The organism is Streptomyces sp. NPDC047072, assembly GCF_040643855.1.
In the GTDB taxonomy this organism is placed as follows: Bacteria; Actinomycetota; Actinomycetes; order Streptomycetales; family Streptomycetaceae; genus Streptomyces.
On the sequence record NZ_JBEYVC010000112.1, the window covers coordinates 1 to 24,804 of the forward strand.

General features: G+C 71.5%; 24 protein-coding genes and 1 tRNA gene. 9 read left to right on the forward strand and 16 right to left on the reverse strand.

Annotation, left to right across the window (positions count from 1 at the left end):
- Positions 1 to 67: 67 nt before the first annotated feature.
- On the reverse strand, positions 68 to 2,596 hold the full coding sequence (locus tag ABZ896_RS34925; protein ID WP_360937949.1) for an FtsX-like permease family protein: 2,529 nt from the start codon (positions 2,594 to 2,596) through the stop codon (positions 68 to 70).
- Positions 2,596 to 3,366: an ABC transporter ATP-binding protein gene (locus ABZ896_RS34930; protein ID WP_360937952.1), complete on the reverse strand. Its 771-nt coding sequence runs from the start codon at positions 3,364 to 3,366 to the stop codon at positions 2,596 to 2,598. Before ABZ896_RS34930 ends, ABZ896_RS34925 begins: the two co-directional genes overlap by 1 nt.
- Before the next feature lie 390 nt (positions 3,367 to 3,756).
- Here ABZ896_RS34930 and ABZ896_RS34935 point away from each other — a divergent pair.
- From ABZ896_RS34935 to ABZ896_RS34945, 3 genes are all read left to right on the forward strand, one after another.
- A tRNA-Leu gene (locus ABZ896_RS34935) sits at positions 3,757 to 3,840 on the forward strand.
- Positions 3,841 to 3,991: 151 nt separating this feature from the next.
- Complete coding sequence (locus tag ABZ896_RS34940; protein ID WP_360937955.1) at positions 3,992 to 5,164, forward strand: 4-hydroxybenzoate 3-monooxygenase; 1,173 nt, start codon at positions 3,992 to 3,994, stop codon at positions 5,162 to 5,164.
- A 112-nt stretch (positions 5,165 to 5,276) separates the two neighbouring features.
- Positions 5,277 to 6,167 carry a Bax inhibitor-1/YccA family protein gene (locus tag ABZ896_RS34945; RefSeq protein WP_360937958.1) on the forward strand — a complete coding sequence of 297 codons (891 nt, stop codon included), beginning with the start codon at positions 5,277 to 5,279 and terminating at the stop codon, positions 6,165 to 6,167.
- A 195-nt stretch (positions 6,168 to 6,362) separates the two neighbouring features.
- Here the strand turns inward: ABZ896_RS34945 and ABZ896_RS34950 are convergent, their stop codons facing one another.
- Positions 6,363 to 6,593 carry a DUF4287 domain-containing protein gene (locus ABZ896_RS34950; RefSeq protein ID WP_360937961.1) on the reverse strand — a complete coding sequence of 77 codons (231 nt, stop codon included), beginning with the start codon at positions 6,591 to 6,593 and terminating at the stop codon, positions 6,363 to 6,365.
- 93 nt (positions 6,594 to 6,686) lie between these two features.
- Between ABZ896_RS34950 and ABZ896_RS34955 the strand changes: the two genes are divergently transcribed.
- Positions 6,687 to 6,992: a hypothetical protein gene (locus ABZ896_RS34955; RefSeq protein WP_360937964.1), complete on the forward strand. Its 306-nt coding sequence runs from the start codon at positions 6,687 to 6,689 to the stop codon at positions 6,990 to 6,992.
- 11 nt (positions 6,993 to 7,003) lie between these two features.
- On the opposite strand, the gene ABZ896_RS34960 is transcribed toward ABZ896_RS34955, so the two are convergent.
- The 3 genes from ABZ896_RS34960 to ABZ896_RS34970 all read right to left on the reverse strand — a co-directional run bounded on the left by ABZ896_RS34960 (position 7,004) and on the right by ABZ896_RS34970 (position 10,579).
- The gene (locus tag ABZ896_RS34960; protein ID WP_360937967.1) at positions 7,004 to 7,795 is read right to left on the reverse strand and encodes a hypothetical protein; all 792 of its coding nucleotides are present in this window, start codon (positions 7,793 to 7,795) and stop codon (positions 7,004 to 7,006) included.
- Between the two features lie 288 nt (positions 7,796 to 8,083).
- Positions 8,084 to 9,304 carry an acetyl-CoA C-acetyltransferase gene (locus tag ABZ896_RS34965; protein ID WP_360937970.1) on the reverse strand — a complete coding sequence of 407 codons (1,221 nt, stop codon included), beginning with the start codon at positions 9,302 to 9,304 and terminating at the stop codon, positions 8,084 to 8,086.
- 222 nt (positions 9,305 to 9,526) lie between these two features.
- Positions 9,527 to 10,579 (reverse strand): SGNH/GDSL hydrolase family protein, encoded by a 1,053-nt coding sequence (locus ABZ896_RS34970; RefSeq protein WP_360937973.1) that lies wholly within the window; start codon positions 10,577 to 10,579, stop codon positions 9,527 to 9,529.
- Positions 10,580 to 10,737: 158 nt separating this feature from the next.
- On the opposite strand from ABZ896_RS34970, the gene ABZ896_RS34975 reads away from it, so the two are divergent.
- Positions 10,738 to 12,126, forward strand: coding sequence for a cystathionine beta-synthase (locus ABZ896_RS34975; RefSeq protein ID WP_360937976.1), 1,389 nt, complete (start codon positions 10,738 to 10,740; stop codon positions 12,124 to 12,126).
- A 341-nt stretch (positions 12,127 to 12,467) separates the two neighbouring features.
- Here the strand turns inward: ABZ896_RS34975 and ABZ896_RS34980 are convergent, their stop codons facing one another.
- Complete coding sequence (locus ABZ896_RS34980; protein WP_360937979.1) at positions 12,468 to 13,295, reverse strand: helix-turn-helix transcriptional regulator; 828 nt, start codon at positions 13,293 to 13,295, stop codon at positions 12,468 to 12,470.
- Positions 13,296 to 13,444: 149 nt separating this feature from the next.
- Here ABZ896_RS34980 and ABZ896_RS34985 point away from each other — a divergent pair, with 149 nt between their 5' ends.
- Positions 13,445 to 14,209, forward strand: a complete 765-nt coding sequence (locus tag ABZ896_RS34985) for an SDR family oxidoreductase (RefSeq protein ID WP_360937982.1) — start codon at positions 13,445 to 13,447, stop codon at positions 14,207 to 14,209.
- A gap of 7 nt (positions 14,210 to 14,216) precedes the next feature.
- Here the strand turns inward: ABZ896_RS34985 and ABZ896_RS34990 are convergent, their stop codons facing one another.
- The 7 genes from ABZ896_RS34990 to ABZ896_RS35020 all read right to left on the reverse strand — a co-directional run bounded on the left by ABZ896_RS34990 (position 14,217) and on the right by ABZ896_RS35020 (position 20,361).
- Entirely contained in the window at positions 14,217 to 14,648 is a 432-nt protein-coding gene (locus ABZ896_RS34990; protein ID WP_360938044.1) for a hypothetical protein, read from the reverse strand.
- A 19-nt stretch (positions 14,649 to 14,667) separates the two neighbouring features.
- Positions 14,668 to 16,284 (reverse strand): SulP family inorganic anion transporter, encoded by a 1,617-nt coding sequence (locus tag ABZ896_RS34995; RefSeq protein ID WP_360937994.1) that lies wholly within the window; start codon positions 16,282 to 16,284, stop codon positions 14,668 to 14,670.
- 30 nt (positions 16,285 to 16,314) lie between these two features.
- The gene (locus ABZ896_RS35000) at positions 16,315 to 16,968 is read right to left on the reverse strand and encodes a carbonic anhydrase (RefSeq protein WP_360937997.1); all 654 of its coding nucleotides are present in this window, start codon (positions 16,966 to 16,968) and stop codon (positions 16,315 to 16,317) included.
- 118 nt (positions 16,969 to 17,086) lie between these two features.
- A complete protein-coding gene (locus tag ABZ896_RS35005) occupies positions 17,087 to 18,013 on the reverse strand; it encodes an ABC transporter substrate-binding protein (RefSeq protein WP_360938000.1) in 927 nt (308 codons plus the stop codon).
- 11 nt (positions 18,014 to 18,024) lie between these two features.
- On the reverse strand, positions 18,025 to 18,687 hold the full coding sequence (locus tag ABZ896_RS35010; protein ID WP_360938003.1) for an ABC transporter permease: 663 nt from the start codon (positions 18,685 to 18,687) through the stop codon (positions 18,025 to 18,027).
- A gap of 1 nt (position 18,688) precedes the next feature.
- The gene (locus ABZ896_RS35015; RefSeq protein ID WP_360938006.1) at positions 18,689 to 19,330 is read right to left on the reverse strand and encodes an ABC transporter permease; all 642 of its coding nucleotides are present in this window, start codon (positions 19,328 to 19,330) and stop codon (positions 18,689 to 18,691) included.
- Positions 19,327 to 20,361 carry an ABC transporter ATP-binding protein gene (locus ABZ896_RS35020; protein WP_360938009.1) on the reverse strand — a complete coding sequence of 345 codons (1,035 nt, stop codon included), beginning with the start codon at positions 20,359 to 20,361 and terminating at the stop codon, positions 19,327 to 19,329. The genes ABZ896_RS35015 and ABZ896_RS35020 overlap by 4 nt, the downstream gene beginning before the upstream one ends.
- Positions 20,362 to 20,501: 140 nt before the next feature.
- On the opposite strand from ABZ896_RS35020, the gene ABZ896_RS35025 reads away from it, so the two are divergent.
- The 3 genes from ABZ896_RS35025 to ABZ896_RS35035 all read left to right on the forward strand — a co-directional run bounded on the left by ABZ896_RS35025 (position 20,502) and on the right by ABZ896_RS35035 (position 23,765).
- Positions 20,502 to 22,235 (forward strand): aromatic amino acid ammonia-lyase, encoded by a 1,734-nt coding sequence (locus ABZ896_RS35025; RefSeq protein WP_360938012.1) that lies wholly within the window; start codon positions 20,502 to 20,504, stop codon positions 22,233 to 22,235.
- On the forward strand, positions 22,232 to 23,083 hold the full coding sequence (locus tag ABZ896_RS35030; RefSeq protein WP_360938015.1) for a MurR/RpiR family transcriptional regulator: 852 nt from the start codon (positions 22,232 to 22,234) through the stop codon (positions 23,081 to 23,083). Before ABZ896_RS35025 ends, ABZ896_RS35030 begins: the two co-directional genes overlap by 4 nt.
- A gap of 160 nt (positions 23,084 to 23,243) precedes the next feature.
- Complete coding sequence (locus tag ABZ896_RS35035) at positions 23,244 to 23,765, forward strand: hypothetical protein (protein ID WP_360938047.1); 522 nt, start codon at positions 23,244 to 23,246, stop codon at positions 23,763 to 23,765.
- An 11-nt stretch (positions 23,766 to 23,776) separates the two neighbouring features.
- On the opposite strand, the gene ABZ896_RS35040 is transcribed toward ABZ896_RS35035, so the two are convergent.
- Together ABZ896_RS35040 and ABZ896_RS35045 are read right to left on the reverse strand one after the other, a co-directional pair.
- Positions 23,777 to 24,151, reverse strand: a complete 375-nt coding sequence (locus tag ABZ896_RS35040) for a hypothetical protein (RefSeq protein ID WP_360938018.1) — start codon at positions 24,149 to 24,151, stop codon at positions 23,777 to 23,779.
- 21 nt (positions 24,152 to 24,172) lie between these two features.
- A complete protein-coding gene (locus tag ABZ896_RS35045) occupies positions 24,173 to 24,772 on the reverse strand; it encodes a roadblock/LC7 domain-containing protein (RefSeq protein ID WP_360938021.1) in 600 nt (199 codons plus the stop codon).
- Between the last annotated feature and the right edge of the window lie 32 nt (positions 24,773 to 24,804).

Consider the following 24,804-nt stretch of genomic DNA (forward strand, 5'->3'; position numbering starts at 1 on the left):
GGTTACCCGCGGTATCTACCGCCGGTAACCGGGACATCCGCACCAATCGCCCCGCCCGTGCCGGGGGTTACTCCGACTTGATCGCCGTCAGCATGTTCATGCGGGCCGCTCTGCGGGCCGGCCACAGCGCCGCCAGGATGCCTACCGTCGCCGCCAGCAGGAGGAAGAGGGCCATCCTGGCCCAGGGCAGGACGAGTTCGTACGTCGCCATCTTCGTGCCGAGCAGCTCACCGGCCGCCCAGCCGAAGAAGACGCCCAGGCCGATGCCGAGGACTCCGCCGAACAGGGAGATCACCAGGGACTCCAGGCGGACCATCCGCTTGATGCCCTTGCGGTCCAGGCCGATCGCGCGGAGCATGCCGATCTCCTGGGAACGCTCGAAGACCGACATCGCCAGGGTGTTGATGACACCGAGGACCGCGACGATCACCGCCATGGCGAGCAGGCCGTAGAGCATGTTCAGCATCAGCGTGAACATCTGGGCGATGGAGTCGGACAGGTCCTTCTTGTCCTGGACCTGGATGGCCGGGTTGGAGCCGAGGGCCTTCTCCAGCCGGTCCTTGGTCGCGTCGGAGGTGCCGCCGGACGTCTTGAGCATGACCTGCATGTCGTCCGGGTCGGTCAGGTGCGGGGTGACGGTGGCGCTGTCCACCATGACGCCGCGGATGAGGTCGTTGCCCTCGTAGACCCCGGCGACCGTCAGCTTCTGCGCCTTGCCGTCCTCGAAGTGCGCGGTGAAACTCGAACCGGCCTTCCAGCCGTACGACTTGGCGGTGTCGGTGTCCACGACGACCTGGTCGCCGTCGACCTTGAAGCTGCCGTTGTCGACCTTGAGGTCGGTCAGCTCGCCGATCGCCGAGCCGGTGACGCCGGTGAGGTACTCGCTCTCGCCGTCGATCCGGGACTCGGCGTTGCGCAGCGGGCTGACGGCGGTGACGCCCTCGACGTCGGCGAGCTTCTTCTCGACGTCGGGGGAGAGCGAGCGGCCGTTGACCATGGAGACGACGTAGTCCGCCTTGATCGCGGCCGTGGCCATCTTGTCGATGGACTTCTGGAGGCTGCCGGCCATCACCGTCATGCCGGTGATCAGGGTGAGGCCGATCATCAGCGCGGAGGCGGTGGCGGCGGTACGGCGCGGGTTGCGCACGGAGTTCTGGCGGGCCAGCTTCCCGGAGATGCCGAACACGCGCATCAGCGGGGCCGCGGCCGCGATCAGCGGGCGGGAGAGCAGCGGGGTGAGGATGAAGACGCCGATGATCAGCAGGACCGCGCCCATGCCCATGGGGGCCTGGCCGTCCGAGCCGTCCATCGTCGTCGCGGCCAGGACCACCGCCACGCCCGCTCCGGTGAACAGCGCGCCCAGCGTGTTGCGCAGCACCAGCGACTTGGTGGTCGCCTTCGCGTGGACGCTGCTCATCGCCGCGACCGGCGGGATCTTCGCCGCCCTGCGGCCCGGCAGCCAGGCCGCGAGCATGGTGATGAGGACGCCGACCGCGAGGGCCGCGCCGACCGTGCCCGGCGTGATGACCAGCGGTCCGTTCGGGACGGTCGCGCCGAACGTGCCCATCAGCGACCGGAGTCCGGCGCCGATGCCGATGCCCGCGACGAGTCCTGTCACGGCGGCGACCAGGCCGACCACGAACGCCTCGATCAGCACCGAGCGCGTGATCTGCCGGCGGGAGGCGCCGACCGCCCGCAGCAGCGCGAGTTCCTTGGTGCGCTGGGCGATCAGCATGGTGAAGGTGTTGGCGATGATGAAGGTGCCGACGAAGAGCGCGATGCCGGCGAAGACCAGCAGGCCCTGACGGAGCCCGGCCATCGAGGCGGAGATCATCTCCGCCTGGTCGTCGGCGAGTTGCGCGCCGGTCTCGGTCTCCACCAGCCGCGGAGAGAGCGCCTTGTCCAGGGCCGCCTTCAGCGCGGTCTGGGAGGTGCCGGAGGCCGCCTTCACGTCGATCTCGTCGTACGTGCCCGGCTTGCCGAACAGCTGCTGCGCGGACGCCGTGTCGAACAGCGCGAGGCTGCCGCCGGCCGCGACATTGCCGTCGTCGGTGGTGAAGATGCCGGTGATCCTCGGGGTGAGGACCGGTCCGTCGACCGAGAGCCGTACGGTGTCGCCGACCTTGTATCCGGCGCGCTGCGCGGTCTCGGAGTCGAGGGCGATCTGGTCCCGGCCCTTCGGCGCGGTGCCCTCGGTCAGCGGGTACCGGGGGTCCTTGTCGCCCCAGTAGTTGCCGCCCCGGGACTGGAAGCCGCCGCCGACGAGCTTGCCGTCCTTGTCGGCGACGGCGGCGAAGCCGCCCACGACCCCGATCGCCGAGGCCGCGCCCGGCACTTGGGCGATCGCGTCGAGCTGCGTCTTCGTCAGCTCCCGTCGCTTGCCGATCGTATTGCCCTTGTCCTCCTCGGACTTGGCGGTGACGGCCACGTCGACCTGGTCGAAGCCCTTGGCCGAACTGTTCTGGTAGGCGTCGGAGATGGTGTTGGTGAAGACCAGCGTGCCGGAGACGAACGCCACGCCGAGCATCACGGCGAGCACGGTCATCAGCAGGCGGGCCTTGTGCGCGAGGACGTTGCGCAGGGCGGTGCGGAACATCAGGAGGTACGGCCCTTCGCGTCGAACTGCTTCATGAAGTCCAGGACGTTGTCGGCGGTGGGCTTGTACATCTCGTCCACGATCCGGCCGTCCGCGAGGAAGACCACCCGGTCCGCGTACGCCGCGGCGACCGGGTCGTGGGTCACCATCACGACCGTCTGCCCCAACTCCCTTACGGAGTTGCGCAGGAAGCCCAGTACCTCCGCGCCGGAGCGGGAGTCGAGGTTGCCGGTCGGCTCGTCACCGAAGATGATCTCGGGCTTGGAGGCCAGCGCCCGGGCCACCGCGACGCGCTGCTGCTGGCCGCCGGAGAGCTGGGAGGGCCGGTGGCCGAGACGGTCCCTCAGGCCCACCATCCGGATGACGGAGTCCAGCCACTCCTTGTCGGGCCTGCGGCCCGCGATGTCCATCGGGAGCGTGATGTTCTCCCGGGCCGTCAGCGTCGGCAGCAGGTTGAACGCCTGGAAGATGAAGCCGATCTTGTCCCGGCGCAGCTTCGTCAGCTGCTTGTCCTTCAGCGAACCCAACTCGGTCTCGCCGATGCGCACCGAGCCGGAGGAGAAGGTGTCCAGGCCCGCCACGCAGTGCATCAGCGTGGACTTGCCGGAACCGGACGGGCCCATGATCGCGGTGAACTCGGCCTGCCGGAACTCGACGGTGACCCGGTCCAGGGCGACCACCTGGGTCTCGCCCTGTCCGTAGATCTTCGACAGATCCGTGGCGCGTGCGGCCACGGCCGTGGTCCGGCCGGCGACGGGTGTGGTGGTCACGGGATGGAACTCCTAGCGGGACGACGTCGTTGAAGGACGTCTTCCATCGTGGTGGCCCGAGTCCGCCGTGTAGTCAGTCGCAGTTCTGGTTCCGAAGACAGCCTCAAGACCTACCGGCGGCCCGCGTGTCATACCTGGGGATGACGGCGCCCCTGATCGGGCCGTCTGGAGAGAACAGGTGGAGCGTCCTCGTTCGGGCGGTGAAATTCCGTCATTCCGCATGCGCGGCCGGAGGTCGCGCGCAACGCTATTGGCAAGTGCGGATGGCCTGTTCCATGGTCTGATGCACCCTCAGACGTCAATAAAATAAGACAACATCGGTCCGCCCGTCCGCTGTTGGAGGGATGCGCCCCGATAGGCTCGGGACCTCAACGCGGAAGCCCATGGCCTGCCCAGATGGTGGAATGCAGACACGGCGAGCTTAAACCTCGCTGCCCCTTCGCGGGCGTGCCGGTTCAAGTCCGGCTCTGGGCACTTTCCGAGTCGTCGACAGCTGCACCCTCCATTGAAGAGTTCACCGCGCCACCGTTGACAGCGTCTGCGTGCGGTCGGACACTCATGTTCGTAAGTTGGTGAAGAACTTTTCACTACGCGAACAATGGGCTACATGCAGAGAGGTTGGTCGATGCGTACCACCGTCGGCATCATCGGAGCCGGCCCGGCCGGCCTCCTTCTCGCCCGGCTCCTCCACAACGCCGGCATCGACGCGGTCGTCCTGGAGAGCCGGGACCGGAGCTACGTCGAGCACCGCCAGCGCGCCGGGATCCTGGAGCAGGGCACGGTGGACGTGCTGCGTGCGGCCGGTGCCGGGGAGCGCATGGACCGGGAGGGCCTCAGGCACGACGGGATCGAGCTGCGCTACGACCGCAAGCGCCACCGCGTCGACTTCCCCGCCCTCACCGGCGGCCGGTCCGTGACGGTCTACGCCCAGACCGAGGTCTGCAAGGACCTCATCGCCCTCCAGCTCAAGGACGGTGTCCCGCTGCTCTTCGAGGCGGAGGCGCTGGCTGTGGAGGGCGCCGACACCGACAGCCCGAGCGTCCGGTTCCGGCACGAGGGCCGTGAGCAGCTCCTCACCTGTGACTACGTCGTCGGCTGCGACGGCTTCTGGGGTGTCGCGAGGAAGGCGATCCCCGCCTCGGTCTCCCGGACGTTCGAGCGGTCGTACCCCTTCGGCTGGCTCGGCATCCTCGCCGACGTCCCGCCCTCCCACGACGAGCTGGTCTACGCCCGCCACGACCGCGGCTTCGCCCTGCTCTCCATGCGCTCGCCGTCCGTCTCCCGCCTCTACCTCCAGGTCCCCGACGGCACCGACGCCGAGAGCTGGGGCGACGAGGAGATCTGGGACGAGCTGGAGCGCCGCTTCGAGACGGACGACGACTGGGCCCTGGAGAGGGGACCGATCACCCAGAAGTCCGTCACCCCCATGCGCTCCTACGTCCACGAGCCGATGCGGTACGGCCGGCTCTTCCTCGCCGGTGACGCGGCGCACATCGTGCCGCCCACCGGCGCCAAGGGCCTGAACCTCGCCGTCGGGGACGTCGTCACCTTCGCCCGGGCGCTGTCGTACCAGAAGGAGACGGGCTCCGCCGAGCGGCTCGACGCCTACTCCGAGACCTGTCTGCGGCGGGTCTGGCAGGCCGAGCGCTTCTCCTACGACATGACGACCCTGCTGCACCGGGCCCCCGACGCGACCGGGTTCGAGGACCGGCTCCAGCTCGCCCGCCTGGAGCGGCTCGCCTCCTCGCGGGCCGCCGAGACGGACCTCGCCGAGGGGTACACGGGGTTCCCCTTGTAGCGTGTTGCGCAGCATGACGAGGGAAAGATCCTCCCCAAGCACTAGGGTCATTCCTTTGCCTACCCATTACTCTTGAGCCAAGGCCCACACACGGTGGCCATGGAGGAGTGAAATGAGGAGCAGCAACCCGGTCTTCTCGCGACGGGGCTTCAGCCGCGACAACGGCTACGCGGGCTTCAACACCGCGCCGCAGGCCGGGAGCGCAGCAGTCGGCACGCAGGGCAACCCGTACGCCCAGCAGGCCGGCAACCCGTACGCGACCAACCCCTACGCCCAGCAGGACGTGCAGGGCGCGCCGCCGCAGGCCCCGGTCTCCACCGGCCGGATGACGATGGACGACGTCGTCCTGCGCACCGGCACCACGCTCGGCATCCTGGTCGTCACGGCCGCGCTCGCCTGGGCGCTGCTGCCGGTCGACGACGCCAACATCGGCCGCTCGTACGGCATCGGCATCGGTGCCGCGGTCATCGGCATGGCGCTGGCGCTGATCCAGTCCTTCAAGCGCAAGGCCTCGCCCGCGCTGATCGTGTCGTACGCCGCGTTCGAGGGCGTGTTCCTCGGCGTCGTCTCCAGCATCGTCGACAACCGCATCGCGAGCGGCGCGGCCATGCAGGCCGTGATCGGCACCCTGGCGGTCTTCGCCGCGGTGCTGGTCGCGTACAAGGCCGGCTGGATCCGCGTCAACCGCCGCTTCTATGGCTTCGTGATGGCGGCCACGCTCGGCTTCATCCTGCTGATGGCGGTCAACCTGCTCTTCGCGGTCTTCGGCGGCGGTGACGGCCTCGGCTTCCGCAGCGGCGGCCTCGGCATCATGTTCGGCATCATCGGCGTGCTGCTCGGCGCGTGCTTCCTCGCCCTCGACTTCAAGCAGGTCGAGGACGGCATCGCCTACGGCGCCCCGCGCGAGGAGGCCTGGCTCGCGGCCTTCGGCCTCACGATGACACTGGTGTGGATCTACATGGAGTTCCTGCGACTCATCTCGATCCTCAACAGCAGCGACTAGTCCCCGACGGTCGTACGGAAGGGCCCTGGGGGGTACGCCTCCCGGGGCCCTTCGGCGTGTGCGCGGCCAGGCCTTGTCCGGTGGATCATGCCGGCGTCGCGGGGCTGGGCACGCCCGTCTGCGGCGCACCCAGCCCCGCTGACCTGTACCGATCAGCACCGCCTCTTGTAGCCGGCCTGATCCACCGGACAAGCCCTAGAAGTACCTGCGCGCGGCCCTCCTCAGGTCGTACTCGTGGATGATCGCCTTCGCGTGGCCGTACGCGAGGTTGTGTTCGTGGCGGAGCCAGCTGACCTTTTCCTCGAAGCGGAAGAGAGCCGGGCCTTCTTCGACGGTGCGGAGCCAGTCGGACACTTCACGACCGGTGCAGTGGGGGATGCGGGCGAGCAGGTTGCGGTGGGTCTCCTCGGAGAAGACTTGGGACATCGGCGCCTCCGGATGTAAGCCGGTCCTTCAGGTCACCGTGCCTGAGGGTTCGCGCGTTGGCAACAGTCCGGGTCGTGCGCGTACGGTGGCGGCGTGGTGGATACGACGCGACTGACCCGGGCCGTGGATCACTTCGCCGACCGTTTGCGGGCGGCGCCGCAGAGTCGTCTTCAACGGGGGGCGGCGGCTGAGGCGCTGGGTCTGGCCCGGGAGTTGGCCCGGCGGGCGCAGGTCCTTGAAGGGGTGTCGGCGAGGGAGATGCCGGACGCGGGCATGTTCGCCGCCGCTGATCAAATCACCGTCGCGGTGCACGACTTGGCCCTCGTACTGAAGGACGAGGGCCAGGTGGAAGAAGCTGTGGAGTTGGTCGCGGAAGCCCAGCAGCGCGCCGGTGTCTGACGACAAGGGCCCTAGAGGCTCGCTATGACCCGGTCCGCCAGGATGTAGACGTTCTCCTCGCCGCACGCGAACGTCAGGGTGTACGCGCCCGAGATGCCCGATCCGCCGAGCAGGACCGGGGTTTCGCCGGCGCGCAGGGCCGCCGAGAGGCGTTCCGCCGTCTCCTTGTGGCCCGGGGTCATGCAGAGGGTCGTGCCGTCGGCGAAGACGTAGACGTCGAGGGTGCCGAGCGGGCCCGGGCGGACGTCGGAGAGTTCCGTGCCGGACGCGGCGAGTTCCTCCAGTGTGGCCACCGTGCGTTCGTGGTCGCCCACGGCGGGTGAGCCGAGCGGTACGAAGTCCGGGTGGCTCGGGTGGCGGCGGCGGGCGGCGGCCAGCTCGGCGGAGTCCGCGGCGAACTCGTCGGCGTCCAGGGCCTGCTCGGCCACCGGCTCCAGCGGCTCCAGGCCCACGAAGTCGGCCTGCCGGGGCAGGAACAGCTCACTGTCGGGCAGACCCAGCAACGAGGGCGCGTCGGAGACGTCCCGCGCCTCCTGGGCGGCCCAGAACGCGCGGGCCTCGGCGAGTTCACGCTCGCGCTCCTCGGCCAGGGCCTCGGCGACGGCGGCGCGTATCTCGTCGACGTCGGCCGCCGGACGGGCGGCGGGCACCAGGGCCCGGACGGCGACGGCGTCGTTCTCGGCGAGCTGGGCCTGCAGGGCGACGACCTGTCGGCGCAGCACCAGCAGGGTGCGCAGCAGGGCGACGCCCACGGCGCCGGTGGCGGCCGTGGTGACCAGCAAAGCGATCGGCATGGCGCTCACTGACGTACTCCCGGTTCAAAGTCGACCCCCGACTTCCTACATCAGCTTGAAGGGCGGACTATCCAGCTGTCAGTGCGTAACGTCACGAAACGGACAGGACTTTGGGCCCGGGGATCCCTGATGGAAGGGCGTGACCTGCGGGAATTCCACCGCGAGCGATATAGGTCACATCCTGGGGGAGATTGGATCACAAATCGGCCCAGAACCTTGGAGTTTCCTCGGTTCTGGGCCAAAGGGTGGCGCAGGGTTCCCGCGCGGATACGGTCCGTCAGATCGGACCGCTCTCCGTCAGCTCAGGCGCTCGATGACCATCGCCATGCCCTGCCCGCCGCCGACGCACATGGTCTCCAGGCCGAACTGCTTGTCGTGGAACTGGAGGGAGTTGATCAGCGTGCCGGTGATGCGGGCGCCGGTCATGCCGAAGGGGTGGCCGACGGCGATCGCGCCGCCGTTGACGTTCAGCTTCTCCAGCGGGATGCCGAGGTCGCGGTAGGAGGGGATCACCTGCGCGGCGAACGCCTCGTTGATCTCGACCAGGTCGATGTCGTCGACGGTGAGCCCGGCCCGCTTGAGGGCCTGCTGGGACGCCTCCACCGGGCCGAGGCCCATGATCTCGGGGGACAGGCCCGAGACGCCGGTCGAGACGATCCGGGCGAGCGGGGTCAGACCCAGCTCGCGCGCCTTGGTGTCGGACATGATGACGACCGCTGCGGCGCCGTCGTTCAGCGGGCAGCAGTTGCCGGCGGTGACCAGGCCGTCGGGGCGGAAGACGGGCTTCAGGCCCTGGACGCCCTCCAGGGTGACGCCGGCGCGGGGGCCGTCGTCCTTGGAGACGACCGTGCCGTCGGGGAGGGTGACCGGGGTGATCTCGCGCTCCCAGAAGCCGTTCTTGATGGCTTCCTCGGCGAGGTTCTGCGAGCGGACGCCGAACTCGTCCATGTCCTGGCGGGTGACGCCCTTGATGCGGGCGAGGTTCTCCGCGGTCTGGCCCATCGCGATGTACGGGTCGGGGACGATGCCGTCCTCGCGCGGGTCGTGCCAGGTGGTGCCCTCCTGCTGGGCGACCTCGGCGGTACGGGCCTCGGCCTCGGCGAAGAGGGGGTTGTGCGTGTCGGGCAGGCTGTCGGAGTTGCCCTTCACGTACCGGGAGACCATCTCGACACCGGCCGAGATGAAGACGTCGCCCTCGCCGGCCTTGATGGCGTGCAGCGCCATGCGGGTCGTCTGGAGCGAGGAGGAACAGTAACGGGTGATCGTGCAGCCCGGCAGGTGGTCCATGCCCATCTGCACGGCGACGATCCGGCCGAGGTTGTGGCCCTGCTCGCCGCCGGGCAGACCGCAGCCGAGCATCAGGTCCTCGATGTCCCTCGGGTCCAGCTCGGGGACCTTGGCGAGGGCGGCCTGGATGATCGTGGCCGTGAGGTCGTCGGGGCGCAGGTCCTTCAGGGAGCCCTTGAAGGCGCGGCCGATGGGGGAGCGGGCGGTCGAGACGATCACGGCTTCGGGCATCACGGCTCCATTGGCATGCGGGGGTGTACTTCCAGGCTGGCTGCTTGGGAAGTTACCCGGCCGTATGGCCAGGGTCACGCGTACGACGGTGTGACCCTGGCCGCAATTGTCTAAGCGCTTGCTTGGGCCTCCGGCGGTTGGGCCGACGAGGGTGCGGTCCGGCGGGGCGGGCCTCCCTGGGGTCGCGCCCGAGACCCCCGTCGGCCCCGAAGGGCCTCGTCGTCAAACGCCGGACGGGCTGGGATTGCCGGGACCGGCGTGTGCGGTGGGCGTGGGCTCCGTCGGGCTGACCCGGCGCCTGCGCCTGCGCTTCAGCAGCGCCCAGGGTCCCTTCGGGCCCGTCGCCATGGCCGCCGCGACCTCGGTGCCCGCCTCCGACGCGGCCTCCGCGGCGGCGCGCGCCACCGGCAGGAAGCCCTCGCGGCGGGAGGCGTCCGGGCGCTCCTCGTCGGCCGGCCACAGGCCGAGGGCCGCGCAGACGGTGGGCAGGACGGCCATCGCAGCGGTCGCGTAGCCCTCGGCGGAGGGGTGGTAGTTGTCCGGGCCGAACAATTCGCGAGGGTTCGCCGCGAACTCGGGGCCCAGCAGGTCGCCGAGGGAGACGGTACGGCCGCCCTGTTCCACCACGCCGATCGTCTGGGCCGCCGCCAGTTGGCGGGAGGCGCGCCGGGCCAGCCAGCGCAGGGGCTGCTGGACCGGCTCGATGGTGCCGAGGTCGGGGCAGGTGCCGACGACCACCTCGGCGCCGGCCGTGCGCAGCCGTCGTACCGCGGACGCCAGATGGCGTACCGAGCGGGTGGCCGGCATGTGATGGGTGACGTCGTTCGCGCCGATCATGATCACGCAGATGTCGGGCACGCGGGTGGAGTCCGCGAGGACCAGGGCGACCTGGCGGTCCAGGTCGTCGGAGGTGGCGCCGGGGAGGGCGACGTTACGGAGCTCCACCGGGCGCTCCGCGACGGCCGCGAGACCCGACGCCAGCAGGGCGGCCGGGGTCTGGCTCGCGCGGTGCACGCCCTGGCCCGCGGCCGTGGAGTCGCCCAGCATGGTCAGGCGCAGGGGAGGTTCGCCGGGGGTGGCGTACGCGTGGCCGTACCGGCCGCCGGCCTGCGGGACGTGGGGGGTCGCGCCGTTGCCCACCTGCCGTTTCGCCAGCCGCACCTCCGCCAGCAGCAGCCCCACGGCCGCCGCACCGACCAGACCGATCCCGCCACCGCCGTACGCGGCGCCCGCCGCGATCCGCCGGGCCACCCTGGCCCTCGACATGCTCGTCATACGAAGCCGCCACCTCCTCGCACCCGCTACACCCACTCCTTGCCCCGCACGCACGGTGGCCCAATCCCAACGGGGAGTGAACGACCATCACTGCGCCCGAACAGGCCATAGGCTGGCCGGAACCACAAGGACCACTTTTGCGGCATCCGGAGACAACGGTGCGATTCCACGACTCGATGATCAGCCTCGTCGGCAACACCCCGCTCGTGAGGCTCAACAGCGTGACCAAGGGCATTCAGGCGACCGTCCTGGCCAAGGTCGAGTACTTCAACCCGGGCGGTTCCGTGAAGGACCGCATCGCCCTGCGCATGATCGAGGCGGCCGAGGAGAGCGGCGCGCTCAAGCCCGGGGGCACCATCGTGGAGCCGACCAGCGGGAACACCGGCGTGGGGCTGGCCATCGTGGCGCAGCAGAAGGGGTACCACTGCATCTTCGTATGCCCCGACAAGGTGAGCACCGACAAGATCAACGTGCTCAGGGCCTACGGCGCGGAGGTCGTCGTCTGCCCGACCGCCGTGGACCCCGAGCACCCGGACTCCTACTACAACGTCTCCGACCGGCTGGTCCGCGAGACGCCCGGCGCCTGGAAGCCCGACCAGTACTCCAACCCCAACAACCCGCTCTCCCACTACCACTCCACCGGCCCCGAGCTGTGGGAGCAGACCGAGGGGAAGATCACCCACTTCGTCGCGGGCGTCGGCACCGGCGGCACCATCTCCGGCACCGGCCGCTACCTCAAGGACGCCAGCGACGGCAAGGTCAAGGTCATCGGCGCCGACCCCGAGGGCTCCGTCTACTCCGGCGGCTCCGGGCGGCCGTATCTCGTCGAGGGCGTCGGTGAGGACTTCTGGCCGACCGCCTACGACCGGACCGTCGCCGACGAGATCGTCGCCGTCTCCGACAAGGACTCCTTCCAGATGACCCGCCGCCTCGCCAAGGAGGAGGGCCTGCTGGTCGGCGGCTCCTGCGGGATGGCCGTCGTCGGCGCCCTGCGGGTCGCGGAGCGGCTCGGCCCCGACGACGTGGTGGTCGTCCTGCTCCCGGACAGCGGCCGCGGCTACCTGAGCAAGATCTTCAACGACGAGTGGATGGCGGACTACGGCTTCCTGGAGGACGAGGGCCCCAGCGCCCGTGTCGCCGACGTCCTGAGCGACAAGGTGCACGGCGCCATCCCCTCCCTCGTGCACATGCACCCCGACGAGACCGTCGGCCAGGCGATCGAGGTGCTGCGGGAGTACGGCGTCTCGCAGATGCCGGTCGTCAAGCCCGGCGCCGGTCACCCGGACGTGATGGCCGCCGAGGTCGTCGGCTCGGTCGTGGAGCGCGAGCTGCTGGACGCGCTGTTCAGCAAGAACGCCTCGCTCGACGACCCGCTGGAGAAGCACCTCTCCGCGCCGCTGCCCCAGGTCGGCTCCGGCGAGCCGGTCGGCGACCTGATGTCCGTGCTCGGCAAGGCGGACGCGGCGATCGTCCTCGTCGAGGGCAAGCCCACCGGGGTGATCAGCCGGCAGGACCTGCTGGCCTTCCTCGCGAAGACCGGTAGGTGACGGACGGGACCCGGCGGCAAACGTCCGGTGAACCGCGGATGGCGGAGGGGAACTTGTTGTTTCCTGTCCGATCGGTGGACTTCGCGGAACTGGTACGAGCGCGTCACGTCCACGCAGCACCCGCTTAACACGGATCCGGCACATTAGTGGGTGTCGGCAGGGCGGGAGCGGCTCCCCGCCCCGGCCGACGCCCGAACGTCCAAGGACCTCCGGAGCGGCTCCCGGACCTCCATGGACGCCGGACGCGAGACCCGGCCCTGACCCGGTCAGCGTCCTTCGCGGGGACCGCCGTCGTCCCGCCCCCCTTCACCGGGGGTGCGGCGGTCCCCGCCATATCTTTTCTACGCGCCCGTACTGGCCCAACTGCCCAGCAGCGCCAGCCTCTCCGCCGTCTCCGACCCCGGCTCCGGTGTGTACGCCACCAGGCTGTGGTCCGGGGTCTCCGGGAGCTTCAGCGACTCGTACGGCAGGGTCAGCAGGCCCGCGACCGGGTGGCGGACGCGTTTCACGCCGAACATGCAGGCCTTGACCTGGTGGTCGGCCCACAGCCGGCGGAAGTCCTCGCTCTTGAGGGAGAGTTCGCCGACGACCTCGCGCAACCGCCGGTCCTCGGGGTGGGCGCCGGCGCCCAGCCGGAGGTGGGCGACGGTCTGCGCGGCGATCGCCGCCCAGTCCGGGTAGATCTCGTGGCCCTCGGGGTCGAGGAAGAGCTGGAGGGCGGTGTTCCGGCGGGCCGGGGCCATCCGGCTGAAGCCGCCCAGCGCGTCGGCGAGGGCGTTCCAGGCCAGCACGTCCATGGCGGGGCCGAGGACGAACGCCGGGGTGCGCTCCATGCCGTCGAGCAGGATCTGGATGCCCGGGCGGATCCGCGGGGCGGCAGGGCGGCGGCCGGTCTTCTTCGGCGGCCGGGCCACCGCGAGCAGATAGGCGTGCTCGGTCTCGTCGAGCCGTAGCACCCGGGCGATGGCGTCCAGGACGGCGTCCGAGACGCTCGGCCCGCGCCCCTGCTCCAGCCGGATGTAGTAGTCGACGCTCACCCCGGCCAGCTGAGCCACCTCCTCGCGGCGCAGCCCGGGCACCCGCCGTCTGCCGTAGGAGGCCAGCCCCACCTCCTCGGGCCGGATCCGGGCGCGGCGCGAGCGCAGGAAGTCTCCGAGGTCCCCGTCCATGGGTTCGATCGTAGGGGAGCCGCGGCCGCGGAACCTGGTACTGGCAGACCCAGGAAAAGCGCATCCCTGGGTACGGCGGCCCGGGCGGCGCACGGTGGTGACGAGCCCGGGGAGCGACCCCGGCGCCCTCCGATCCGAGGAGCACCTCAATGTCGTACGAGAACCTGGCCGGTCGTACCGCCGTCGTCACCGGGGCCGCGAGCGGTATCGGCGAGGCCGTCGCCGTGGAACTGGCCGCTCAGGGGGCGCGGGTCGCGCTGCTGGCCCGGCGGGCGGAGCGGCTGGAGACCCTGGTGGGGAAGGTCCGGGCCGACGGCGGGCAGGCGCTGGCCGTGGTCGCGGACGTCACCGACGACGCGTCCGTGGCGGCGGCCGTGGAGCGGGTCCACGAGGCCTACGGGAGCGTCGACCTGGTCGTCAACAACGCGGGGGTCATGCTGCCCAACCCGATCGCGGACGCCCGCGTCGACGAGTGGCAGCGGATGATCGACACCAACCTCACCGGCGTCCTGCGGCTGATCGGCGCCCTCGCCGACGACCTGACGGCGGCCGCCGCCGAGGGCCGTACCGCGGACCTGGTGAACGTCTCGTCCATCGGCGCGCATGTCACCGGCTTCACCAACTACGCGGTGTACGGGGCGACGAAGGCCGCGGTCACCCATCTCTCGGCGCTGCTGCGCAACGAGTTCGGGCCGCGGGACGTGCGCGTCACCAACATCGAGCCGGGGCTGGTCGGGACCGAACTGGCCACGCACATCGACAACGACGGGCTGCGGGAGCAGGTCGACGGGATGGTCGAGGCGCTGGGCACGCTGGCCCCCGCGGACCTCGCCGACCTCGTCGCCTACGCCACCAGCCGCCCCCGGCACGTCAACCTGCGTCAGCTGGTCGTGCTGCCGACCCGGCAGGTGTGACGCCGGGTCAGTCCTCCCAGTCGTCGCCGTCCCGGCCCGACCTGCGGCGCCGGCCGCGGAAGATCTCGGGGTTCAGGCGCACCGCCTGGAAGGCGTTCACCCCGACGATGCCGGCCCACGCGACCAGCAGGCCCGGGAGATGGGCGATGCCGCCGCCGATCGCCGACAGCGGGATCGCCAGCACCAGCGAGACGATGCCGAAGCCGAAGCGCTCGCCCCAGGAGTCGGTGGGTTTCGAGGTCCGGGAGCCCCGGGCCGCCACCATCTGCTGCTCGGCGAGCTGCCGGCGCAGCCGGCGCTCGACCGCGCCGTCGATGCGCTGGTCGACCTTCTCCAGGAACGAGTCGACCAGTGCGGTCTCGTACTCGTCGCCCAGCTCCCTGCGCGCCTGCAGGGTGGCGTTGAGTTCCTTCTTCAGCTCGGTGTCCCGCGCGTCCATTGCCGTCATGGCCTCCACGTTAGGAAGCGGGCGCGGCCGTCGCACTGGGGATAGCCCCCCTGTTGGGACGGGGGACCTCCGGGATCACCCCCAGGGACTCCAGAACCCGCCGATGCTCAGGCCCGACCCCACTCACCCGGACCTCGACACCCCGGCCGCGCAGCTCCTGGACCGCCTCCTTCAGGGCCAGCGCGCCGGTCGCGTCCACCGCGGTCAGCCCCGACAGGCGCAGCTCGACCGCCGTGACCCCGTGCACCTCGGCGAGGGCACGGCGGAAGCGGTGGGCGGCGGCGAACAGGAGCGGTCCGTCGAAGCGGTAGGTCACCGTGCCCGAGGCGCCGGGCAGTTCGTCGGCCGCGGCGGGCGTCAGCCGGGTGGAGCGCACGGCCGCGCGCAGCGCCAGCAGCACGGAGACCGCGAGCCCGATCAGCACCGCCCGCACCAGGTCGAGGGCGAGGGTGGCGGCGGCGGTCAGGACGAGGACCAGCGCGTCACCGCGGGTGGCCCGCGCCATGGCCCGTACGGCGTCCGTCTCCACCATCCGTACGGCCGTCCCCAGCAGCACCCCGGCCAGTGCCGCCAGCGGGATACGGCCGACCAGCGGGGCCAGGGCCGCCACGATCCCGGCGAGGATCACCGCGTGTGCGAGGGCGGCGAGCCGGGAGGCGGCACCGGTGCGGACGTTGACCGCGGTCCGGGCGATCGCGCCCGTCGCCGGGACCCCGCCGAAGAGCGGGGCCGCGAGGTTGGCGATGCCCTGGCCGAACAGCTCCTTGCCCGGGGCGTGCCGCTCGCCGGGGCGCATCGCGTCCGCGACGGAGGCCGACAGCAGGGACTCCAGGGCGGCGAGGGCGGCCACCGCGGCGGCGGGGGCGAGCAGGGAGGGGACGCGGGCGACGTCCAGGAAGCCGAGGGAGGGTTCCGGCAGGACGGCCGGGAGTGCGCCGATGCGGTGGACGTCGAGGTGCAGGGCCTCGGCGACCGCCGTCGCCGCCGCGACCGCGGCCAGCGAGAAGGGCACGGCCGGTTTCCAGCGGGCGCCCGCGACCACGGCGGCGGCCGAGCAGACGGCGAGCAGCAGGGCGGGCCAGTGCGGGGTGCGCGTGAATTCCTCTACGGCCCGTGCGGCGACGGCCGCGACCTGCTCGCCGTGCGGCAGCGGCACGCCCAGCGCGTTCGGGACCTGCTGGAGGGCGATCACGGCGGCGATCCCGAGGGTGAAGCCGGCGATCACCGGAGCGGGCACGTACGCCATCGCCGCCCCGGCGCGGGCGAACGCGAGCCCGATCAGCAGCACCCCGGCGAGCAGGCCGACGGTCAGGACGCCGTCGGCGCCGTACCGGTGGACGATCGGGACGAGGACCACGGTCATCGCGCCGGTGGGCCCGCTGACCTGCCGCGCGGACCCGCCGAACAGCGCGGCGAGCGCCCCGGCGACCACGGCGGTGGTGAGCCCGGCGGCGGCCCCGAGCCCGGAACTGACCCCGAACCCGAGCGCGAGCGGCAGCGCCACGACGGCGACGGTGAGCCCGCACAGGAGGTCACGGGCGGGGGAGCGGGTCAGGGAGCGGAGGTCGGCGAGGGTGGGGAGGACGGAGGTGCGGGAGGGGAGGACGGAGGTGCGGGAGGAGTTCATGACTCACTTCACGGGCTTCACGAGGGGGTGTCAGGGCAGGAGGGAGACCAGACCGGTGTCCAGGTCGGACCTCGCCGCTATCACCGTGGCCCCCGCGAACGCGGAGTCCGCGCGGATCGCGTCCCGCACCCACGCCGTGTGGGCCGTCATCGTGTGCTCCGCCCAGTCGCCCGGCAGCGCGCGGGTGCGCCGGGCGGCGGGGGCGATCTCGTCGACCAGCAGCTCCAGGTGGCCCGGGACGGGCGCGCCGGTGCGCAGATGGTCCAGGGTCGCCGCCACCGCCCCGCACCGCTCGTGCCCCAGCACCAGCACGAGCGGGATCCGCAGCTCTTCCACGCCGTACTGCACGGACGCCAGCACCGCCTCGTCCAGCACCTGTCCGGCCGTCCTTATGCACAGCAGGTCCCCGAGGCCCTGGTCGAAGACCAGCTCGGGCGGGACCCGGGAGTCGATGCAGCCGACGATCACCGCGAAGGGGTGCTGGGCCGCCGCGAGGAGATGTCTGCGGCGCACGGTGTCGTGGGGGTGGCGGGGGCGGCCGGAGGCGTAGCGCCGGTTGCCGGCGAGCAGTTCGGCCAGGGCGGTGTGCGGGTCTTCGACGGCGACGGGGGCCGCCGCCGCGGGGGCGGCGGCCAGTACGCCGACGGCGGCGGCCGTCAGGAAGGCCCTGCGAGGGGAGGGCATGACGCGTCCTCAGGAGTCGTACGGATAGCGCGCACTCACCGTATGTACGCGATCAGTCACTGTGCGTGCCTGTTTAACGACTCTTGGTTGATTCATCGTCAGATCATCGACACCGGCCCTACTTCGTCAGCCCGTGCTTCTTCGCGTACGCGTTCGCCACGTCCTCCGGGTCCTTCTTGTCGTTGTCGACCTCGCTGTTGAGCTCGGTGAGCTGCTCGGTGGTGAGGACGTTGCCGAGCCGGGCGAGGGCCTTGCGGACGGTGTCGTCGGCCTTGCGGTCGGCGATGAGCGGGACGATGTGCTGGCTCGGGATCAGGTTCTTGGGGTCGCTCAGCACCACCCAGCCGTTGGCGGCGATGTCGGTGTCGGTGGTGAAGAGGTTCGCCACGTCCACGTCCCCCTTCTTCAGCGCGCCCTTGACCAGCGGCCCGTCGGAGTCGAGCGACTTGAACTCCTTGAACTCGACGCCGTACACCTCCTTCAGTCCGACCGCGCCCACCCGGCGCTTCTTGACCTCGGGGGCGGCGCCGATGACCAGCTTGCCGTTCTGCTTGGCGAGGTCGGCGAGGGTGGTCAGGCCGTACTTGCGCGCGGTCTCCCGGGTGACGGCGAAGCAGTCGGAGTCGGCGGCCTGGCTGTACGGCAGTACCTGGAGGCCGCTGGGCAGCGCGAGGGTGAGCGCGTTCTGCATGGTGCCCGGCTCCGACGAACTGTCCTTCGGGGCCAGGTAGTTGAGGAGGGCGCCCTGGTACTCGGGGAGCAGGTCGATGTCGCCCGCCTTGAGCGCGGGGATGACGATCTCGCGGGTGCCGAGGTTGGGGCGGACCTTCACCTTCACGCCGGCCTGCTGGAGCACGGCCGCGTAGAGGTAGCCGAGGACCTGGTTCTCGGTGAAGTTGGCGGTGCCGATGGTGATCGTGCCGGTGCTGCTCTTCGCAGCCGAACTGCCTTGCCCGTCAAGGGAGGTGATGCCGCTGGAGCAGGCCGAGAGGGCGGGGACGGAGGCCGCCGCGAAGAGGCCGCCGAGGAGGGTGCGTCGGTTCATCGGAGGGGTCCTTAGGCGGTGCGGTGGCGGAAGAGGAAGCGCTGGAGGCCGGAGAGCAGCAGATCGAGGGTTACGGCGACCACGGCGACCAGCACCGCCCCGCCGAGCACCTGGACGAGATCGCGCTGGGCGAGGCCGTCGAAGACGTAGCGGCCGAGGCCGCCGAAGGAGACGTAGGCCGCGATGGTCGCCGTGGCGACGACCTGGATGAGCGCGAGGCGCAGGCCGGTCATGATCAGGGGGAGCGCGAGCGGCAACTCGACCTGGAACAGCACCTGGTGGCCGCGCATGCCCTGGCCGCGGGCGGCGTCCTTCACATCCGGGTCGACGGCCGTCATCCCCGCGTACGTGTTGGTGACGATCGACGGGACCGCGAGCGCGACCAGCGCCACGTACACCGGCAGCATCGACAGCCCGCCGGCCAGGAAGACCAGCACCACCAGGCCGACGGTCGGCAGGGCGCGGCCGAAGGACGCCAGGTTGATCGCGAGGAAGGCGCCCTTGCCGGTGTGGCCGATCAGCAGGCCGAGGGGCAGGCCGATCGCGGCCGCCACGAGGGTCGCGAGCAGCGAGTACTGCAGGTGCTCGGCGAGCCGGTGGGCGATGCCGTCGGTACCGCTCCAACTGGAGCCGCTGACCAGCCACTTGCCGAGGTTCTCGAAGAGTTCGTACATGTCAGGCTCGCCTCCGCCGCCACGGGGTCAGGACGTACTGGACGGCGACCAGGAAGGCGTCCGCCACCACCGCGAGCAGCAGCGTGAGGACCACGCCCGCGATCACCGGGGTCGGGAAGTCGCGCTGGAAGCCGTCGGTGAAGAGCTGGCCGAGACCGCCGTCGCCGATGTAGGTGGCGACGGAGACCAGCGAGATCGACATGACCGTGGCGATCCGCACGCCCGCCATGATCACCGGGAGCGCGAGGGGGAGTTCGACGGTCAGGAGCGTGCGCAGGGGGCGCGTGCCCATCGCCTTCGCGGCCTCCTTGGTCTTCGCGGGGACCGAGTCGAGGCCCTCGACGGTGTTCCGCAACAGCACGACCAGTGTGTAGACGGTCAGACCGATCACGGTCGTGGTGCGGGTCAGACCGCTGATCGGCAGGAGCAGCACGAAGATGGCGATCGACGGGATCGTGAACAGGACGTTCGAGAGCCCGAGCAGGAAGCCGCGCAGGGGGCGGATCCGGTGGGCGACCACCGCGAGCGGGAGGCTGATCAGCAGGCCGAAGAAGACGGCGCTCAGGGCGGCCTGGAGGTGGGAGACCGTGAGCGAGGTCAGGTCGTCGGTGTGGCCGGAGATCCACGACCAGTCGATGGTCATACGGCCACCCGGGCGTCCGCGTGCGCCTGTCCGGCGTGCGCGTGGATGTCCTCGCGGGACGAGACGCCGGTGAGGACGCCGTCGGCGTCGACCCGGGCGACCAGTCCTGCGGGGGAGGCGAGGGACTCGTCGAGGGCGGCGAGCAGGGAGTCGCCGTCGTGGAGGGGGCGTACGGGGAGCTCCGTGTCCTGCGAGGCCCAGTGCAGGGGCTTGCCCGCCTCGTCGCGTACGAGGGTCCAGGCGCCGCCCTCCGGTGCCGGGCCCTGCGGGACCTCGGCCAGCGTCTTCAGCGAGAGCAGTTTCAGGCCGCGCTCGGCGCCGAGGAAGTCGGCCACGAAGTCGTCGGCGGGCCGGGCCAGGAGCTCGGTGGGGGAGGCGCACTGGACGAGGTGGCCGCCGGTGCGGAAGATCGCGATCTGGTCGCCCAGTCGTACGGCCTCGTCGACGTCGTGCGTGACGAAGACGATGGTCTTGCTCAACTCCTTCTGGAGCCGGAGCAGTTCGTCCTGGAGCTGGGTGCGCACCACCGGGTCGACCGCGCCGAAGGGCTCGTCCATGAGGAGCACCGGCGGGTCGGCGGCGAGGGCGCGGGCCACGCCGACGCGCTGCTGCTGGCCGCCGGAGAGCTGGTGCGGGTACCGCTTGCCGGCGTCCGCGCTCAGGCCGACGGTCTCCAGCAGCTCGGCCGCGCGGGCGCGGGCCTTCCTGCGGCCGTGGCCGAGGAGCAGCGGGACGGTGGCGATGTTGTCGAGCACCGTGCGGTGCGGGAAGAGGCCCGACTGCTGGATGACGTAGCCGATGGAGCGGCGCAGGTCGGCCGCGTCCTGCGTGGTGACGTCCTTGCCGCCGACCCTGATGGTGCCGGAGGTCGGCTCGACCATCCGGTTGATCATCCGGAGGGTGGTGGTCTTGCCGCAGCCGGAGGAGCCGACGAGGACGGTCACGCCGCCTTCCGGCATGTCGAGGGTGAGATCGTGGACAGCTGTCGTGCCGCCCGGGAAGCGCTTGTGGACCGCGTCGAACTGGATCATGAGATGTCCCTTGCCCGGCTGTATAACGTCATGCAGAGTTCTTGGTGTCTGAATAGGTTGTCAACGGTTCGGCGTTAAACCGACGTAACGATGACCGATGGGCAAGATCGAATGTCCTGATTGAGGGGAGTTTGGGCTAGATGTCGTCTCGGATCGTGGACACGCCGGATCCCGTCGTGGTCGGACACACCGGCCTGGTGGTCCTGGACGGGATCGGGCTCGGGGTCGCGGACGTCGTCCGCCTCGCCGACGGCACGGCGCGGCCGGTGCCCGGGACCGACGCGATGAAGCGGGTCACCGAGTCCTGGGACGCGGCCCGGCGGATCGCCGCGACCGGACGCGTCTACGGCCGCTCGACCGGCGTCGGCGCCAACCGCACCGAGGACGTGCCGACCGAGGCCGCCGCCGGCCACGGCCTGCGCCTGCTGCGCAGCCACGCCGGTGCGATCGGTGACGAACTCCCGGCCCGCCAGGTCCGCGCGACGCTCGCGATCCGCGCGAACCAGCTGCTGGCCGGGGGCGCGGGCCTACGCCCCACGGTGGTCACGGCCCTGTGCGAGGCCCTGGAGTCGGGCGCGTACCCGGTCGTCAACGAGTTCGGCTCAGTGGGCACGGGCGACATCGCGGCCCTGGCCCAGGTGGGACTGGCACTGGCGGGGGAGCATCCGTGGCGGTCGGGGGCGGGCGACCCGGGCGCGGGCCGCCCCGGCGTGAGCGCTGGTGCGGGCCGTTCCGCCGAGCCCGGCGGCGGCGACGGCGATGCGGCTTTCGGAGGTGGCCGGGGCGACGGCGGCGGCTCGGGTGCGGCAGCTGTCGTGGACCGGGGAGTCTCCGACGGCGACCCCGACGCGAGGGGCCGCGGCGAGGGCCCTTCCGCCGGCCATCGGCTCGCTGTCGGCGCCCCCGAACCCCAGCCCCTCGACAACAACGACGCGCTCGCCTTCATCAGCAGTAATGCCCTCACCCTCGGGCAGGCCGCGCTCGCGTTGGAGGAGTTGCGGGGGCTCGTCGAGGCCACGCAGGTTGTTGCCGCGTTGTCGCTGCTCGCTGTCGACGGGTCGCACGAGGCGTACGCGGCGCCCGTGCATCTCGCCCGGCCGCACCGGGGGAGCGGTGAAGTGGCCCGGCGGATGCGGGAGTTGATCGGTGCCGAGGACCGGCCCACCCCTCCCCTCGGCCGTATCCAGGACCCGTACGGCTTCCGCTGCCTGCCCCAGATCCACGGCCCCGCCCACGACGCCGCCGACGCCCTGGAGGAGATCCTCCGGATCGAGATCAACGCGGCCGCCGAGAACCCGCTGATCTCCCCCGAGGACATGGCCGCCTACCACCACGGCGGCTTCTACCAGGCCCAACTCGCCCTGGCCCTCGACCACTTCAGACTGGCGCTGACGCAGGTGGCCCGGTTGTCCACCTCCCGCCTCTCCACCCTCAACGAGCCCGCCTTCACCCGCCTCAGGCCCTTCCTCGCCGACCAGGAGCCCGGCGCCTCCGGCGTGATGATCCTGGAGTACGCCGCCGGAGCCGCCCTCGGCGACCTGCGGGCCTTCTCCGCGCCCGCCTCCCTCGGGCACGCTGTACTCTCCCGGGGCGTCGAGGAACAGGCCAGCTTCGCCTCGCTCGCCGCACGTCAGACACTGCGCGCGTGCGGCGCGTACCGTCTCGTCGTCGGCTGCGAACTCGTCGCCGCCGTACGGGCGCTGCGCCAGCGCGAGCTGACGCCCGGCCCCGGACTGCCGGTGGGGCGCGCGCTGGAGCTGGCCGACGCGGCGCTCGACGCGGAGCAGGCCGACCGGCCGCTCACGGCCGACGTGACGGCGGCGGCCGCACTGCTCGACCGGTTCACGGAGATCTGGAGGGGGAGCGAGGCATGAGCGACACGGGTGGGGCGGACACCCCCGCGGGACGGCTGCAGGCGCTGTTCGAGGGGCACCGGCTGACGCCGACCCAGCGGCGCATCGCGCACAGCATGGTGCGGCGCGCCGCCGACGTGCCGTTCCTGTCCAGCGTCGAACTCGCCGAACTGGCCGGGGTCAGCCAGCCCTCCGTCACCCGCTTCGCGGTCGCCCTCGGCTTCGACGGCTACCCCGCGCTGCGCCGGCACCTGCGCGAGGTCGCGCCCGCCGAGCAGACGGCGGACTCGGCGTCGTACAACGAGTACCAGCAGGCCGTCGAGGCCGAGATCGAGAACCTCAAGCACCTGGCGGAGCTGCTCGCCGACCCGCGGCCGCTCCAGAAGGCGGGCCGGCTGCTCGCCGCCTCACGCCCGCTGCCGGTCCTCGGCCTGCGCGCGGCGGCCTCCCAGGCGTACGGCTTCTCGTACTTCGCCGCCAAGGTCCATCCGGACGTACGGCTGCTGCACGAGGGCGGCACGATGATCCACGACCGGATCGACGCCGCCGTCCGCGCCGGCGCCACGGCCCTGCTCTGCTTCGCCCTGCCCCGGCACCCCCGCGAGGTCGTCGACACCCTCGGCTACGCCAAGGAGGCCGGCCTCACCGTCGTCACCGTCGCCGACTCCGCCTTCGCCCCGGTCGCCAAGGTCTCCGACCTGCTGCTCCCCGCCGCGGTCGGCACCGGCCTCGCCTTCGACACGGCCTGCGCGCCCATGCTCCTCGGCCGCGTCCTCCTGGAGGCGATGTGCGACGACCTGCCCGACGCCCAGTCCCGCCTGGAGGACTTCGACGCGCGGGCGGCGGCGCGGGGGCTGTTCGTGGAGTGACTTTTTCACGTTCGTCTCACGTTCGGTCGCTAGCCTGCCCGACCGTCAGGACTGTGCCGGGACGACGAGGAGGCAGGGCGTGGCACGCGGAGTTCGCGAGGGTCGCGGAGGAAAGGGCCTGGTTCGGGTGGCCGTCGTCGTACGGGCCGGGGCCGCGCCCATGTGGTGGGCCGGGGTCTTCGCCGCGGGGGTCGGACTGCTGATCCCCGGGGTGACCGGGCGCCGGATCGGGGTGATGGCCGGGGTCGCGCTGTTCATCGTGGCCGTGGCCGTGGTGACGTACACACGGCGCAAGAGGTACGTCGCCCTCGCGCGCGCCGCCGCCCGCGCGGGCAAGCACGACGTGCTCCAGGACCGTGCGGTCGGGGTGCGCAACTGGCGCCACGGACACCGCTGGTGGCTGCTGCTGGCCTGGCTGGTCGCGCTCGGCTGCAACTTCGCCGTGCCCGTCGCCGCCGGACTGCTGCTCGCCGGGTGCGGTACGGGCCTCAGGCTCAAGGCCGCCTGGCTCGGGCGGCGCGAGCGGGACGGGGACGCGCTGCTGTGGGTGCGGGTGGACTGGCTGGACGCCCGGGGCGGACGCCCGGCGGGCAAGGCGGTCAGGGCCTACCGCAGTACGGGGATCGCGGCGGGCGACGCGGCTCCCGGGGGAGCGCGCCGCCGCACCGCGGCCCTCGTCTGACCGTTAGCGGATCACACCTCCAGGTCGTTCTCGATCTGCCGCAGCTGGTGGCGGGCCATCGCCAGGTTGGAGCGCTTGGCGTCCAGGACCAGGTAGAGGAAGAGCCCGTTGCCGCCGCGTCCGCTGATCAGGCGGATCAGGTGGTACTGGTCGGACAGGCTGATCAGGATGTCCTCGATCTGGCCCTTGAGCCCGAGGTGTTCCATCGTGCGCATCTTCGCGCGGACCACGTCGGTGTTGCCGGCTGCGGCCACGTTCAGGTCGAAGCCCTTGCTGCCGCCCATCGTGCCCAGCGCCATGCCGCTGGTGTAGTCGACGAGCGCGACTCCGGTGGCGCCCTCGATGGAGGCGAGCGCCTCCTTCAGAGCGGTTTCGGTGTTGGCCATGACTGTGTCTCCTCGGTTCTCTCAACTTTCGGTGGTGGTGCGGGCCACCGTCGGTGCGGTGGTCGTGGCGCGGGAGTCCGCGGGCTTGGCCCGGGATGCGCGGGTGGTTCGGGTGCGGGGCGGTGGCGGGGCGGGCTTGGGGGCCTTCGCGGCGGCCCCGGAGCGGGCGGCTTCGGCGGCTCCGGCCGCCTTGGCGGCACCGGGGGCATCGGCGGTCCTGGCGGCTCCGGCGGCCCGGGCGGCTTCGCCCTTCGCGTCGACGAGTTCGCCGATCCGCACGCCCGCCCGGCGGCCCTCCAGATGGAGCCGGCCGACGTTGACGCGGTCCTGGGCGAGCAGCGTGACGACGGCGCCGGTGCCCGCCGCGTACGCGGCGACGTAGCCGTAGACCCCGCGCACCAGCAGTTCGCGGAAGTCGCCCTGGCCGGTCGCGTCGGCCAGCTGCGCGGCGAGCGAGCGGGTGGCCTCGGCGAGCGCGGCCACCACCTCCGGGTCGACGCCCGGGGTGTCCTGGGCGAGGACGAGACCGTCGAGGCCGGCCGCGAGCGCGCCCGTGAGCTGCGGCACGCGTGCTCTGAGCCGGCGCAGTTCCTCCAGGATCCCCTCCTCCGCCGCTGCCATCAGGTCTCTCCTCTCGGCGCGGGGCCGCTGCC